We start from the raw sequence: 14,696 nt of genomic DNA on the forward strand, positions 1-14,696 counted from the left end.
TACTGCAGGGGGGACCCTGTGGGAGAGTAGGACGCCGCCGAACAATCATTCAGGAGAAGCCTCCTTTCCTTCGGGAAAGGGGGCTTCTTCGCGTTCTCCTGCGGGGTTGGGTAAAGTCGGGCCCGCACTGTGCCCGTTCGGGCAGCAGGACCACGAGAAGTGCACGGACAGAGGAGGCCCCCAGGTGGAGGTCCAGGAGACGCGCGTCCAGACCGACCGCGTCCTCACCATCCCCAACCTGCTGAGCATGGCGCGGCTGGTCGGGGTGCCGGTCTTCCTCTGGCTCATTCTGTGGCCGAAGTTCGGCGGGCCGAACAACGACGGCTGGGCGCTGCTGATCCTCGCGCTCAGCGGGATCAGCGACTACCTGGACGGCAAACTGGCCCGGCGGTGGGGGCAGATCAGCCGGCTCGGCCAGATCCTCGACCCGCTGGCGGACCGGCTCTACGTGCTGTCGACCCTGGTCGGGCTGACCTGGCGGGAGATCCTGCCCTGGTGGCTGACCGCGATCCTGCTCGCCCGCGAGCTCTTCATCGCGGCGCTGCTGCCGATTCTGAACCGCTACGGCTACGGCCCGCTCAACGTCAGTTTTCTGGGCAAGGCCGCGACCTTCAATCTGATGTACGCCTTTCCGCTTCTGCTGCTGGGCCAGGGGCAGGGCTGGTTCCACCACACCGCCGAGGTGGTCAGCTGGGCGTTCATCTGGTGGGGGACGGTGCTGTACTGGTGGGCCGGCATCCTGTACGCCGTTCAGGTGCGACAGATCGTCCGCGGCGCGATCGCGGCGCCCACCCCCTAATCGTGGCCCAGCCCACCCGTCCATCCGCGCGTCGGATGATTTCAACCGGGTAGAGGTGTCCTGAAACGGTTTGATGGACGAAGAGTCCATTGCCGCGAAGGAGGACGCATCCGCCATGAAAGCCGTTGTGATGGCCGGAGGCGAGGGAACTCGTCTCCGCCCGATGACTTCGAGCATGCCGAAGCCGCTCCTGCCGGTCGCCAATCGCCCGATCATGGAGCACGTGCTACGACTGCTCAAGCGGCACGGCCTCACCGATACCGTCGTCACCGTGCAGTTCCTCGCCTCACTGGTGAAGAACTACTTCGGCGACGGTGAGGATCTCGGTATGAACCTCACCTATGCGAACGAGGAGGTTCCGCTAGGCACCGCGGGAAGCGTCAAGAACGCCGAGGACGCGCTCCGTGACGACTCGTTTCTGGTGATCTCCGGCGACGCGCTCACCGATTTCGATCTTTCTGATTTGATCGCCTTTCACCGCGCCAAGGGCGCGCTGGTCACCGTCTGCCTCACCCGGGTGCCCAACCCGCTGGAATTCGGGATCACGATCGTCGACGACGAGGGCCGGGTCGAGCGCTTCCTGGAGAAGCCGACTTGGGGCCAGGTCTTCTCGGACACCGTGAACACCGGCATCTACGTGATGGAGCCCGAGGTCTTCGACTACGTGGCCGCCGGCACCTCGGTGGACTGGTCGAGCGACGTGTTCCCGCAGTTGCTCAAGGAGGGCAAGCCGGTCTACGGCTACGTCGCCGAGGGCTACTGGGAGGACGTGGGCACCCACGAGAGCTACGGCAAGGCCCAGGCGGACGTGCTGGAGGGCAAGGTCGAGGTCGAGCTGGACGGCTTCGAGATCTCGCCGGGCGTCTGGGTGGCCGAGGGCGCCGAGGTGGATCCGGAGGCGATCCTGCGCGGCCCGCTCTACATCGGCGACTACGCCAAGGTGGAGGCGGGCGTCGAGCTGCGCGAGCACACCGTGCTGGGCAGCAACGTGGTCGTCAAGCGCGGTGCGTTCCTGCACAAGGCGGTGATCCACGACAACGTCTACGTCGGCCCGCAGACCAACCTGCGCGGCTGCGTGGTGGGCAAGAACACCGACGTGATGCGCGCGGCCCGGATCGAGGACGGCGCGGTGATCGGGGACGAGTGCCTGATCGGCGAGGAGTCGATCATCGCGGGCGCGGTCCGGGTGTACCCGTTCAAGACCATCGAGGCCGGCGCCTTCGTCAACACCTCGGTGATCTGGGAGTCGCGCGGCCAGGAGCACCTGTTCGGTGCGCGCGGAGTCTCCGGGATCCTCAACGTCGAGATCACCCCGGAGCTCGCGGTCCGACTGGCCGGCGCCTACGCGACCACGCTGAAGAAGGGTGCCACCGTCACCATCGCCCGTGACCACTCGCGTGGTGCCCGAGCGCTCAAGCGGGCGATGATCTCCGCGCTGCAGACCAGCGCGATCGACGTCCGCGACCTGGAGAACGTACCGATGCCGGTGGCCCGGCAGCACACCGCGCGCGGCAGCGCGGGCGGGATCTTCCTGCGGACCACGCCGGGTGTGCCGGACTCGCTGGACATCCTGTTCTTCGACGAGCGCGGCGCCGACCTCTCGCAGGCCGGGCAGCGCAAGCTCGACCGGGTCTACGCCCGACAGGAGTTCCGCCGGGCGTTCCCGGGCGAGATCGGCGACCTGACCTTCCCGTCCAGCGTCTTCGACTCCTACGCGGGCAACCTGCTGCGGGACATCGACACCACGGGCGTGCGCGAGGCCGGGCTGAAGGTCGTGGTGGACACCGCGCACGGCAGCGCCGGGCTGGTGCTGCCGAGCATCCTGGGCCGGCTCGGAGTGGAGGCACTGACCGTCAACGGCGGCCTGGACGAGGCCCGTCCGACCGAGGACCCCGAGGACCGGCGGGCCGGCCTGGCCCGGCTCGGTGCCCTGGTGGCCTCGTCCCGGGCGGCCTTCGGAGTCCGCTTCGACACCGTCGGTGAGCGGGTCTCCTTCGTGGACGAGCTGGGCCGGGTGATCGAGGACGACCGGGCGCTGCTGGTGCTGCTGGACCTGGTCGCCGCCGAGCGGCGCAGCGGGCAGGTGGCGCTGCCGGTGACCACCACGCGGATCGCCGAGCAGGTCGCGGCCTACCACGGCACCCAGGTGCGGTGGACCTCGACCTCGCCGGACGACCTGGCGAAGGCGGCCGCGGCGGAGCACACCATCTTCGGCGGTGACGGGCGCGGCGGCTTCGTGGTGCCGGAGTTCAGCGGCGTGCTGGACGGCGCGGCGGCCTTCGTCCGGCTGGTCGGCCTGGTGGCGCGCACTCAGCTGACCCTGAGCCAGATCGACGCGCGGATCCCGCAGGCGCACATCCAGCGGCGGGACATCGCCACCCCGTGGGCGGCCAAGGGCATGGTGATGCGCTCGGTGGTGGAGGCGGCCGGCGGTCGGCAGCTGGACACCACGGACGGGGTCCGGGTGGTCGAGTCCGACGGGCGCTGGTGCCTGGTGCTGCCCGACCCGGCCGAGGCGGTCACCCACCTGTGGGCGGAGGGCCCGGACGACGAGGCCACCCAGGGCCTGCTGGACGAGTGGGCGGCGGTGGTCGACGGCGCCGGACGCTGACCCGGCGCGGACGGCCCCGGGCGACCGCCTCCCAGGACGGGGGCTGGTCGCCCGGGGCTGCGGCGTCGTGGGACGATGTCCCGCATGTCAGCGACGCGATCACCGAAGGAGCGGGCCGGGCGGTTCACCCGTCCGGACGCCTCGATGACGCTGCTGACCACGGTGATGGACCAGAGCCTGGACGAGGGCTACGCGGCGGCCGCGCGGGCCCGGGGCGAGGAGGGGCGCCGTCGGCTGCCCACCACCCCCCGGGGCAAGCTGCTGCTGGCGGCCGGTCTGGCGATGGCCGCCGTGGTGGTGACGATCAGCGGGGTCAACGCGCACGAGGCGCGGCCGGAGCTGGCCAAGGAGCGGGACGCGCTGGTCCAGCGGGTCACCGACGCCACCGCCGCCGCCGACAAGCTGCAGCACCAGGTGGAGTCGGCCCGGGCCGAGGTGAACGCCGAGCAGCAGAAGGCGCTGCACGACGGTGCCGACAACGGGCTGGCGGCGCTGGACTCGGCGGTCGGCACCGGAGCGGTGACCGGTCCCGGGGTCAAGCTGGTGATCGACGACCCGGCCGACTCCGGCAGCGGCGGCGGGATCGACCCGCGCACCTCGGGCGGGTTCGGCGGTGGCCGGCTGCGCGACCGGGACCTGCAGCTGGTGGTCAACGGGCTGTGGCAGGCGGGCGCCGAGGCGGTGTCCGTGAACGGGCAGCGGCTGACCGCGCTCTCGCCGATCCGGGCCGCCGGTGACGCGATCCTGGTGGACAACCGGCCGCTGGTGCCGCCGTACACGGTGCTGGCGATCGGGGACGAGAAGGCGCTGCCGGGCGCGTTCCAGGAGAGCATGGGCGGCCACTACCTCAAGCTGCTCCAGGACAGCTACGGGATCCGGGCCACGCTCAGCGGTCAGCACGAGCTGAGCCTGCCGGCGGCGGTCGGCTTCACACTGCGGCTGGCCTCGCCCGTGCCGGATCCGTCGGGAACCGGCACGCCGTCGGCGCAACCGTCGGGGGCGTCCGCCACGTCCACCCCTCTGACACCGTCCGCCACTGCCTCACCGTCGCCCGCCAAGGGCACCCCCTCCCCGAGCACGTCCACCCGGACAGGAGCAACCAAGTCGTGATCGCCGTACTGGGCCTGGTGGCCGGTGTCATCGTCGGGCTCTTCGTGCAGCCGTCGGTGCCGCCGGCCGTCGTGCCGTACCTCCCGATCGCCGTGGTGGCCGCGCTGGACGCGGTCTTCGGCGGAGTGCGCGCGATGCTGGACGGGATCTTCGACGACAAGGTCTTCGTGGTCTCCTTCCTCTCCAACGTGGTGGTGGCGGCGCTGATCGTCTTCCTCGGCGACCAGCTGGGCGTCGGCTCGCAGCTCTCCACCGGCGTGGTCGTGGTGCTGGGCATCCGGATCTTCTCCAACGCGGCGGCCATCCGGCGCCACGTGTTCCGGGCCTGAGAGGGGAACTGGTGAGCGAGGAGCAGCGCCGCCCGGAGCCCGCACCGGAGGAGGAGGTCGAGGCCGCCCGGGGGCCCGAGCCGGTCGCCGAGCCCGCGACCGAGCCTGAGCCCGCGACCGAACCCGAGTCCGCGGCCGAGCCGGCGGCGGAGGCCGGGGCGACCGGGCCGGCGCCCGAGCCCGAACCGGAGCACGCGGCCGCGGTCGAGGCCGACGCCAACACCGAGGCCCGGCCCGAGGAGCCGGCCGTGCCGGAGCGGGTGGCGGCTCCCGAGGACGGCCCCGCGGCCGAGGCCGGTACCGACGACGCCCGCCGCCGACTGCGCAGCGCGCTCTGGCCGCCCCGGCTGTCGCGCGGTCAGCTGGTGGTCGCGCTGCTGCTCTTCGCCCTCGGCCTGGGCCTGGCGATCCAGGTCCGCTCCACCAACGACCACAGCGCGCTGCGCGGCGCCCGCCAGGAGGACCTGGTCCGGATCCTGGACGAACTGGACAGCCGGCAGCAGCGCCTGCAGCAGGAGAAGACGCAGCTGGACCAGTCGCTGGCGCAGCTGCAGAACAGCTCCAACCAGGCCAAGGAGGCCCAGGAGCAGACCCGCGAGAAGGCGCTGGAGCTCGGCGTGCTGGCGGGTACCGTGAAGGCGACGGGGCCGGGGATCGTACTGACGGTCGATGACCCCCAGGGGCAGGTCAAGGCGGATATGCTGCTGGACACCCTGCAGGAACTCCGAGCGGCGGGGGCGGAGGCGATTCAGATCAACGATGTCCGCGTGGTGGCCCACACCTTCTTCACCGATGTGCCCTCGGGCGGCGTGCAGATCGACGGCAAGGCCGTGGCGCAGCCCTACCGGTTCACCGTGATCGGCAACCCGCAGGACCTGACGCCGGCACTGAACATCCCGGGTGGCATCGTCCGTACTCTGGAGAAGGAGCAGGTCGCCACCCACATCGCGGAGCAGCAGAAGGTGACCGTGGACGCGCTCGCCGTGCCCGCTCCCGCGCAGTTCGCCAAGCCGGCGGCGAAGTGAGCGCGCGTCCCGTTCCGCTGACGGCCCGTCGGCCGCACCACCCCTCACCTGCGTCGGCGATCGGCCCCCGGTGCACGGGCCGAAGACGGCGTCGGCAAGACTGTGCTGCACCACTGTCATCCTGCCCCGCGGGCGGGTCTGTTTCACGCAAGGGGATTCGCCCGTGAGTCTGTTCTCGAAGCTGTTCGGCCGCAACAACCGTCGCTCGGCGGCCGTGGAGGCGCCGACCGCGCGCCACCGCCGCGAGGAGGAGTCGGGGCAGCTGCCCGGCATGCGCACCGCGCCGGACGGGTACCAGCCGGCCGGTGAGCGGCCGCTGTTCCGGGACGGCTACGGCGCGTCGGTTGATTCGGCGGGGGCGCCGCGCATAGGTTTCCCGACAGGACCCTCAACCTCTGGTGGAGGGTTTGCCCCGGATCCCTACGCCGGGCACGTCCCAGGGGGAGTGCCGCACCAGGAGGCTGCGAACATGCACGGCCAGATCGTCTGTCCGCGGTGCGGCAACCAGAACCCGGGCACCGCGCGGTTCTGCAACAACTGCGGTACCCCGCTGCGCGCCGGGGCCCCGGAGAGCCCGGTCGAGACCACCTCGACCATCTCGATCTCCGGCCTGGAGTCCTACGACCCGAACGCCACCAGCACCGGGGCCACCCCGGCGCTGTCGCCGGAGGTGCTGGCCGCGATCGACGCGCTGCCCCCGGGCTCGGCGCTGCTGATCGTGCTGCGCGGCCCCAACTCGGGCAGCCGCTTCCTGCTGGACGCCGACGTGACCACGGCCGGCCGCCACCCGCAGGGCGACATCTTCCTGGACGATGTCACGGTCTCGCGCCGGCACGTCGAGTTCCGCCGCCAGCCGGGCGGTGGCTTCTCGGTGGCCGACGTGGGCAGCCTGAACGGGACCTACGTCAACCGCGAGGCGATCGACGAGGTCGCGCTCGGCAACGGTGACGAGGTGCAGATCGGCAAGTACCGGCTGGTGTTCTTCGCCGGACCGCACCGGTACTGACCCCCCGGCAGGAGACCAGGGGGCCGGGGGCACCGGCAGGACTGACGGACGGGACTGGGCAGGCGGGGGTTCGCACACGACGTCGGCAGGAGAGCGCGAGTGACCTCGAATCAGACCGTGACCGCCCCCCGCCGCCCCGGCGGCCCGCACCTGCGGACCGCCGAGCGGCGCGGGGCGGAACTGCTCAGCATCGGCGCGGTGCTCGCGTACTTGCGGGAGGACTTCCCGGAAGTCACGATCTCCAAGATCCGTTTCCTGGAGGCGGAGGGCCTGGTCGAGCCGCAGCGCACGCCCTCGGGCTACCGCAAGTTCGGTCCGGCGGACGTGGAGCGGCTGGCCTACGTGCTGCGCATGCAGCGCGACCACTACCTGCCGCTGCGGGTGATCCGGGAGCACCTGGACGCGATCGAGCGGGGCGAGGCGCCGCCGGCGCTGCCCGCCGCCGAGTCCCGCCCCGGGCCCGCCGACGAGGCGGACCGGGAGCTCGACACCGTGCCGGCCGGCGGGGTCCGGCTGGGCCGCGCCGAGTTGCTGGCCGCGGCCGGCGCCGAGGAGCGTGACCTGGCCGAATGGGAGTCCTACGGACTGGTCACCGCCGGTCCGGACGGCGGCTACGACGCCGACACCCTGCAGGTCGCCCGGCTGGTCGCGGAGCTCGGCCGCTACGGGCTGCAGCCGCGCCACCTGCGGCAGGTCAAGGCCGCCGCCGAGCGCGAGATCGCCCTGGTGGACCAGGTGGTCGCCCCGCTGCGCCGGCACCGCAATCCGCAGACCCGGGCGCACGCCGAGACCACGGCCCGGGAGCTGGCCACCCTGGCGGTCCGGCTGCACGCCACCATGGTCCAGGCGGGCCTGCGGGCGCGCCCGAGCTGAGCCCGCCCCGCCGGGCCGCGCTTTCCTATCTCGGGCCGTGGCCATAGGGTTGCCTTGTGAATGAGCTCGACGTCGTAGGTGTCCGGGTGGAGATGCCCTCCAACCAGCCGATCGTCCTGCTGCGCGAAGTGGGCGGTGACCGATACCTGCCGATCTGGATCGGCCCGGGTGAGGCGACCGCGATCGCCTTCGCCCAGCAGGGCATGACCCCGGTGCGGCCGCTGACCCACGACCTGTTCAAGGACGTGCTGGAGGCGCTCGGCCGCCCGCTCACCGAGGTGCGGATCACCGACCTGCGGGAGGGCGTCTTCTACGCCGAGCTCGTCTTCGACGGCGGGGTCGAGGTGAGCGCGCGCCCTTCGGACGCGATAGCGCTGGCGCTGCGCACCGGTACGCCGATCTTCGGTGCCGAGGAGGTGCTCGCCGAGGCGGGCATCGCGATCCCGGACGAGCAGGAGGACGAGGTCGAGAAGTTCCGCGAGTTCCTCGACCAGGTCTCGCCGGAGGACTTCGGCGGCAGCTCGCAGTGACCGCCGCCCGCGGGCGACGGACAGGATCGGCCGTGCTGCTCACCGCGGACGTCCGGATCCAGCCAATTCCCTCCGCAGTCGATCAGCTGTTTTGCCAAAGTGTTCGGTCCTACCCACACTAGGGGCACGCGAAACCGCTCATTGGAGTGATGTCGTTTCGCTGCCCCGGCGTGGCGATCGTTGACGCGTCTTGGACGACTGCTTACCGTCAGGTGTTGTCGCCGGGATGTCCCGTTCCCGGCGCGGGACCGTTCTGGACGGAGGTTGGCATGAGCAGCAGCGGCGACGAACCGACTGTGTCAGGCCCGTGCGCCCTCCACCCGCGCCGCGGTGACCGGGCGCCGATCGGGCGCGGTTGGGACGCGTCCGCCGTGGACGCGGAGCTGCCCCGGGTGGGGCGCTTCCCCGCGGTGCAGGCGGGCCAGCCGGCCATCGAGCGGATCACCCCCGCCTCCGACCTGCTCGGCTACCGCGGGCCGACCGCCTGCGCGGCGGCCGGCATCACCTACCGTCAGCTCGACTACTGGGCCCGCACCGGGCTGCTGGAGCCGAGCGTGCGCACGGCCTACCCGACCGGCGCGCAGCGGCTGTACAGCTTCCGCGACGTGCTGGTGCTGAAGATCGTGAAGCGGCTGCTGGACGCGGGCGTCTCGCTGCAGAACATCCGAGTGGCCGTCACCCATCTGCAGTCCACCGAGCTCGCCGAGCTGGCCGGGCTCACCCTGATGAGCGACGGGGCGACGGTCTACGAGTGCACCTCGCCGCAGCAGGTGGTGGACCTGCTGAAGGGCGGTCAGGGCGTCTTCGGCATCGCGGTGGGCGCGGTCTGGCGGGAGCTGGAGGCCACGCTGGGCCGGCTGCACGCCGAGCGGACCGACACCGGGGAGACCCTGATCGGCCACGACCCGGGCGACGAGCTGGCCCAGCGCCGCAACCGGGCGGTCTGACGCGTCGTCTCCGCCTCTGACGGTGGATCATGGCGGTCCGCCGCGGGGGAGGGGCAGATGCGCGCGTTCGGCGGGCGGTGGGCGGTCCGGCTGCGTCGGCGGCGGACCCAGCGGAAGATCTTCCAGGGCCTGGTGCTCCTCTGCGTGCTCGCGCTGGCGCCGAGCGCCTGGCTCTTCCTGACCGACGGCGACCGGATCCGCACCGTGGCCGGGGTGCCGGCCGAGCCGGTGGCGGTGGTCTTCGGGGCCGGCGTGGTGGGGGACGAGCCCACGCCCTACCTGGCGCACCGGTTGGACGCGGCGGTCGCGCTCTACCGGGCGCACAAGGTGAAGGCGGTCCTGGTCACCGGGGACAACAGCAGCACCGGGTACAACGAGCCGGGCACCATGTACGACTACCTGGTGTCGCGCGGGGTGCCGGCGGTGCGGGTGGTGCGCGACTACGCGGGCTTCACCACCTGGGACTCGTGCATCCGGGCCCGGCGGGTCTTCGGGGTGGACCACGCGGTGCTGGTCAGCCAGGACTACCACGTGCGCCGGGCACTGGCGCTGTGCCGGGCCGCCGGGATCGACTCCTACGCGGTCGGGGTGTCCGAGCCGCGGGACGACACCTGGTACTACGGCGGGCTGCGGGAGATCCCCGGGGCCGGCAAGGCGGCACTGAGCGCGCTCCTGCGGCCGGACCCGACGTTCCTCGGTCCCACCGAGCCCGGCGTGGCGCAGGCGCTGGCGGACGCCGCCCGCACGTCCTGACCGGCCCTGTCAGTGCGTTGCGCGATGATCGGCTGGTGCGCAGCCTGCCGAGCATCCTCCACCTCGACATGGACGCCTTCTTCGCCTCGGTGGAGCAGGCGGCCAAGCCGAGCCTGCGCGGCAAGCCGGTGATCGTGGGCGGGCTGGGGCTGCGCGGGGTGGTCTCCACCTGCTCGTACGAGGCCCGGGTGTTCGGGGTGCGGTCGGCGATGGCCACCGCGGTGGCCCGCCGGCTCTGCCCGAACGCCGCCTACCTGTGGCCGCGGTTCGCCGCCTACCGGGAGATCAGCGAGCAGGTGATGGCGATGCTGCGCGAGCTCTCCCCGCTGGTCGAGCAGCTGAGCGTGGACGAGGCCTACGTGGACCTGGAGGCCGGTCCGTACGGCCCGGCGCTCACCGGGGCGGCTCCGGCGGAGGGGGTGGAGCTGGTCCGGGCGCTGGCCGAGGACCTGCGGGCCGACATCGAGGAGCGCACCGGGCTGACCGCCTCGGTCGGCGCGGCCGGGTCCAAGCTGATGGCCAAGATCGGCTCCGAGCAGGCCAAGCCGAACGGGCTGGTGCTGGTGACGCCGGGCCAGGAGCGCGCGGTGCTCGGACCGATGCCGGTGCGGGCCCTGCCCGGGGTGGGACCGGCCACCGAGCAGGCGCTGCGCCGGGCCGGGCTGCTGACGGTGGCGGAGGTGGCCGAGCAGCCGGAGGAGGAGCTGGTGCGGCTGCTCGGGCGGGCGCACGGCAGTGGGATCTCGCTGATGGCCCGGGGGCTGGACGGGCGCGAGGTGGTGCCGGACCGGGACGCCAAGTCGGTCTCGGTGGAGGACACCTACGAGGTGGACCTGGTCGACCGGGACCGGATCATGTACGAGCTGGACGAGCTGACCAGGCGGTGCGTGCGCCGACTGCGGGCGGCGGGGCGGTCGGGGCGGACCGTGGTGCTCAAGGTGCGCCGCTTCGACTTCTCCACCCTGACCCGGTCCGAGACGCTGCGCGGGCCGACCGACGACGAGCGGGTGATCGCGGCCACCGCGCGCCGACTGGCCGCGCAGGTGAACCTGACCGGCGGGATCCGGCTGTTGGGGGTCGGGGTCTCGCAGCTGGCCGAGTACACCCAGGAGGACCTGTTCGCCCAGGCCGCCGAGGCCGAGGAGGCGGAGGCGGCGGAAGCGGCGCAGGCGGCGCAGGCGGCCGGAGCCGACGAGCGGGGGGAGCCGGCGGCCGAGCAGGCGCAGCCCGGGCCGGCCGCCGAGCCGGTGGTCACCGCGGGGGCCCGCCAGCCGGTGCGGGCCCGGATCTGGCTGCCGGGACAGGACGTGACGCACGAGGAGTTCGGGCCGGGCTGGGTGCAGGGCAGCGGGGTGGGCCGGGTGACGGTCCGGTTCGAGACGCCGTACTCGGGGCCCGGCCGGGTGCGCACCTTCGCGGTGGACGACCCCGCCCTGGCCCCGGCCGATCCGCTGCCGCTGAAAGAGGCGTGAGCCCCCGCCCGGGTTCGCCGGGCTGGGGCTCACAGGGGGGTTCCCCGGGCCGCCGATCCCTGGGCGGCCCGGGGCTGCGGCGGCCTCGTCAGGCGCCGGTCCTGGCGGGCTCGGCCGGGGCGCCGGCCGGGACGGCGGCGTCGGCCGGAGCCGGGGCGGGGCGGACGGTGCGGATGGCGAACGGCACGGCGGCGGCGATCACGCACATCACGGCGGCCACCCAGAAGGCGTGCTGGTAGGCCTGCTCGGTCGGCAGCTGGATCGGGATCGGCAGGTGCTTGATGGTGTCACCGGTGAGGATCGCGCCCATCACGGCGGTGCCGATCGCACCACCGACGGTGCGCAGCACCGCGTTCATGCCGTTGGCGATGCCGCTCTGCTCGGCCGGGACGGCGCCGTTGATGAAGGCCGGCATCGCCGCGTAGGCCAGGCCCACACCGAGGCCGAAGATCGCGGAGGCGAAGTAGATGTCGCCCTCGGCACTGTGCCGCACGGCCAGGTAGGCCATCGAGGCGAAGCCGAGCAGTCCGCCCAGGACCAGCGGCAGGCGCGGGCCGCGGCGGGCGATCATCAGTGCGCCGACCGGGGCGGCGGCCATCGAGCCGAGCGCGGAGGGGAGCAGCATCACACCGGCGTGCAGCACGGTGGCGGTGAAGCCGTAGTGCGCCAGCTTGGCCGGGGTCTGGGCGAAGTTGCTGATCACCAGGAACGAGCCGTACATGCCGAAGCCGATCAGCAGGCCGGAGATGTTGGTGAAGGCGACGGCCGGACGGGCCATCATCTTCATGTCCACCAGCGGGTGGGCGACCTTGACCTCGACGATGCCCCAGATCAGCGCGACCACGGCGGCGACGGCGAACAGGCCCAGGGTCTTGTTGGAGGTCCAGCCCCACTCGTTGCCGCGGCTGACCGCGACCAGCAGGGCGGAGAGCCAGCCGGCCAGGGCGATCGCACCCAGCGGGTCGGCGCCGCCGGCGCGGTCCACCACCGGGTCCTGCGGCACCCGCCAGACCACCAGGCCGACCGCGATCAGACCGAAGACCAGGCCCATCCAGAAGATGGACTTGTAGTCCCAGTGCTCCAGCAGCAGGCCGGTGGCCACCAGGCCGAGGCCGCTGCCGACGCCCATCGAGGCGGAGATCGCGGCCACGCCGCCGGTCACCTTGTGCCGCGGCAGTTCGTCGCGGACGATGCTGATCGCCAGCGGCAGCACGCCACCGCCGGCGCCCTGCAGCACGCGGGCCACCACCAGCAGGGTGAACGAGTGGGTGGCGACCGCGAGTCCGGAGCCCAGCACCAGGCCGGACAGCGAGATCAGCAGCATCGGCTTGCGGCCGCGCAGGTCGCCGAAGCGGCCCAGCAGCGGGGTGAGCACGGCGGCCGAGAGCAGGTTGGCCGTCATCAGCCAGGTGATGTCGGACCCGGAGACCTTCAGCTCCTTGGCCAGCGAGGGCAGGATCGGCACCACGGCCGTCTGGATCACGCTGTAGGCCAGCATCGCGAGCACGAGGGCGGGCAGCACCCGGGCGCTGCTCGCTCGCTCGGCCGTGGCGGCGGGCTTGGCTGCCTCACGCACGGATGGCTCCTTCGGGGACGGGCTGTGGCGGCCTGTCAGGCTGCTTCACGCCAGGAAAAGTCAATGTGGTGAAGTAACCATGCCGAGAAGTGCTTGAGATTGTCAAATATCGATGGCTGAAGCTTGAGGGCGGACAACTGCCCCGGCCTCCGTCCGGGACGGAGGCCGGGGCAGTGCGCCGCAGCTCAGGCCGGGCTGTCGGCGGTCGCGACCGGGCTCGGCATCGCCTGCGGCTGCACGCCGGCGGCCTGTGGCGGGCCGGACTGCGTCGGGTCGGTCGCGGTGCTGTCGTGGATCTCGATCTGCTCGCGGCGCAGCTCGTCGGTGATCACCTTCTCCTCGGTGTACCGCTCCACCACCAGGCGGACCCGCTCCAGCGGCGCCACGAACTTGCGCACCGCCGGGCGCTCCTCGCGCAGCGTCACCTCCTCCACCGCCTCGGCGATCTCCTGGGCGGAGAGCGCCGCGCGCTCGGCGTCGGTGACCGCGACCCGCTCCACCCGGACCCGCTCGCGGACCACCTGGACCCGGCGCTCGACCGGCTCGGTGACCACGAACTTGCGCATCCGGGCGGTGCCCAGCACGTGCCACTCGTTGGTGATCTCCAGCCGCTCCTCGCGCAGCGTCAGCTCGATCGGCGCGGGCGGCGGCATGGTGGAGGCGTCCTGGGCGGCACCGGCCGCCGCGACCGGGGCGGCGGCGGCCGCGTGCGCCGGGTCCGGCGTGGGCGGCGGCACCGGGACGGGAGTGGGCGGTTCGACCGGCTTGTCCAGCCCGACCGTGGTCGGGGCGGGGGCCGGGGTCGCCGCGGTCGGCCGGGCCGCGGTGGTGGTGGCCGCCGCTGCGGCGGCGGGCGCGACCGCGCCGAAGTCCATGTCGCGACCGGTGACGGTCGGGGTCTTGGCGTTGCCGTTGGTCCGGCCGCCGGACGGCGCGTCCAGTCCGTAGTACCGGTACAGCTGCAGCTCCTGCGCGGGGGAGAGGTGCTGGCCGACACCGAAGTCCGGCGACTCCTTGATCAGCGCCTTGTCGTAGGGCACGCGCAGTTCCTCGCCGGAGAACTCGCTCGTGGTGAGCGGGACGAAGGCGTCCCGCCCGAAGATTCCGGTCCGCACGGCCGCCCACTCGGGCTCGCCGGTCGCGTCGTCGAGGTAGACCTCGTCCACCGTGCCGATCTTGTCGCCGTTTCGGTCGACGGCCTTGTGCCCGATCAGGTCTCGGGGATCGATGTCGGTCTGCACGCTTTCCTCCTGGGTGCTACTACCTTCGACTCACACCAAATGCCACGTAACGGACAACGGCCAGCCGGGGGCGTCCGTTGGGGCCTGGTCGTCGGCCGTCCGGGGGAGTGCGATCGATCACTCGCACGGTCACCGGCCGGGCCCGCGCTGGTACCCTGGGCGCGACCGCCGAACCCGTTCGGGAGAGTCCCCACCCCTGGTGAGCAGGGCGTGAGGCGCCGAAGGAGCAAACCCTCCCCGGAATCTCTCAGGCATCCGTACCGTGCGGGATAGGTCACTCTGGAAAGCAGGGCAGGACCGCCGGCGAGGGAGCCGGTGGCCACCACCCTCACCGACGGTGCAAGCCGGCGGGGCTCCGGCCCCGTGCGGGCGAAGCTCTCAGGTCCCGATGACAGAGGGGGAGGCCTGTTGGGTTCGCCCGCTC

At 72.5% G+C, this 14,696-nt stretch carries 13 protein-coding genes and 1 riboswitch; of the genes, 11 read left to right on the top strand and 2 right to left on the bottom strand.

Annotated features, from left to right (window positions below; genetic code table 11):
- The first annotated feature begins 184 nt into the window (after positions 1–184).
- The 11 genes from pgsA to ACFW1A_RS14885 all read left to right on the top strand — a co-directional run bounded on the left by pgsA (position 185) and on the right by ACFW1A_RS14885 (position 11,455).
- On the top strand, positions 185–799 hold the full coding sequence (gene pgsA, locus ACFW1A_RS14835) for a CDP-diacylglycerol--glycerol-3-phosphate 3-phosphatidyltransferase (RefSeq protein WP_380408903.1): 615 nt from the start codon (positions 185–187) through the stop codon (positions 797–799).
- A gap of 115 nt (positions 800–914) precedes the next feature.
- Entirely contained in the window at positions 915–3,410 is a 2,496-nt protein-coding gene (locus tag ACFW1A_RS14840; protein WP_380408905.1) for a sugar phosphate nucleotidyltransferase, read from the top strand.
- 84 nt (positions 3,411–3,494) lie between these two features.
- Positions 3,495–4,520 carry a DUF881 domain-containing protein gene (locus ACFW1A_RS14845; RefSeq protein WP_380408907.1) on the top strand — a complete coding sequence of 342 codons (1,026 nt, stop codon included), beginning with the start codon at positions 3,495–3,497 and terminating at the stop codon, positions 4,518–4,520.
- Positions 4,517–4,849, top strand: a complete 333-nt coding sequence (locus tag ACFW1A_RS14850) for a small basic family protein (protein ID WP_110673271.1) — start codon at positions 4,517–4,519, stop codon at positions 4,847–4,849. Before ACFW1A_RS14845 ends, ACFW1A_RS14850 begins: the two co-directional genes overlap by 4 nt.
- An 11-nt stretch (positions 4,850–4,860) precedes the next feature.
- Positions 4,861–5,874: a DUF881 domain-containing protein gene (locus ACFW1A_RS14855; protein WP_380408909.1), complete on the top strand. Its 1,014-nt coding sequence runs from the start codon at positions 4,861–4,863 to the stop codon at positions 5,872–5,874.
- A gap of 163 nt (positions 5,875–6,037) precedes the next feature.
- Positions 6,038–6,880, top strand: coding sequence for an FHA domain-containing protein (locus tag ACFW1A_RS14860; protein ID WP_380408911.1), 843 nt, complete (start codon positions 6,038–6,040; stop codon positions 6,878–6,880).
- Between the two features lie 99 nt (positions 6,881–6,979).
- The gene (locus tag ACFW1A_RS14865) at positions 6,980–7,753 is read left to right on the top strand and encodes a MerR family transcriptional regulator (RefSeq protein WP_380408913.1); all 774 of its coding nucleotides are present in this window, start codon (positions 6,980–6,982) and stop codon (positions 7,751–7,753) included.
- Between the two features lie 56 nt (positions 7,754–7,809).
- On the top strand, positions 7,810–8,283 hold the full coding sequence (locus tag ACFW1A_RS14870) for a bifunctional nuclease family protein (RefSeq protein ID WP_380408916.1): 474 nt from the start codon (positions 7,810–7,812) through the stop codon (positions 8,281–8,283).
- A gap of 269 nt (positions 8,284–8,552) precedes the next feature.
- Positions 8,553–9,230 (top strand): MerR family transcriptional regulator, encoded by a 678-nt coding sequence (locus ACFW1A_RS14875; protein WP_380408919.1) that lies wholly within the window; start codon positions 8,553–8,555, stop codon positions 9,228–9,230.
- A 57-nt stretch (positions 9,231–9,287) separates the two neighbouring features.
- A complete protein-coding gene (locus ACFW1A_RS14880; RefSeq protein ID WP_380408921.1) occupies positions 9,288–9,983 on the top strand; it encodes a vancomycin high temperature exclusion protein in 696 nt (231 codons plus the stop codon).
- Between the two features lie 35 nt (positions 9,984–10,018).
- Entirely contained in the window at positions 10,019–11,455 is a 1,437-nt protein-coding gene (locus tag ACFW1A_RS14885; protein WP_380408923.1) for a DNA polymerase IV, read from the top strand.
- Positions 11,456–11,543: 88 nt separating this feature from the next.
- Here the strand turns inward: ACFW1A_RS14885 and ACFW1A_RS14890 are convergent, their stop codons facing one another.
- Both ACFW1A_RS14890 and ACFW1A_RS14895 read right to left on the bottom strand, forming a co-directional pair.
- On the bottom strand, positions 11,544–13,031 hold the full coding sequence (locus ACFW1A_RS14890) for an MFS transporter (RefSeq protein WP_380408925.1): 1,488 nt from the start codon (positions 13,029–13,031) through the stop codon (positions 11,544–11,546).
- Positions 13,032–13,216: 185 nt separating this feature from the next.
- A complete protein-coding gene (locus tag ACFW1A_RS14895; RefSeq protein WP_380408927.1) occupies positions 13,217–14,272 on the bottom strand; it encodes a PRC and DUF2382 domain-containing protein in 1,056 nt (351 codons plus the stop codon).
- Between the two features lie 169 nt (positions 14,273–14,441).
- A riboswitch (glycine riboswitch) is annotated at positions 14,442–14,545 on the top strand.
- Positions 14,546–14,696: the final 151 nt, after the last annotated feature.

The organism is Kitasatospora sp. NPDC058965, from assembly GCF_042741245.1.
Classification (GTDB): domain Bacteria; phylum Actinomycetota; class Actinomycetes; order Streptomycetales; family Streptomycetaceae; genus Kitasatospora.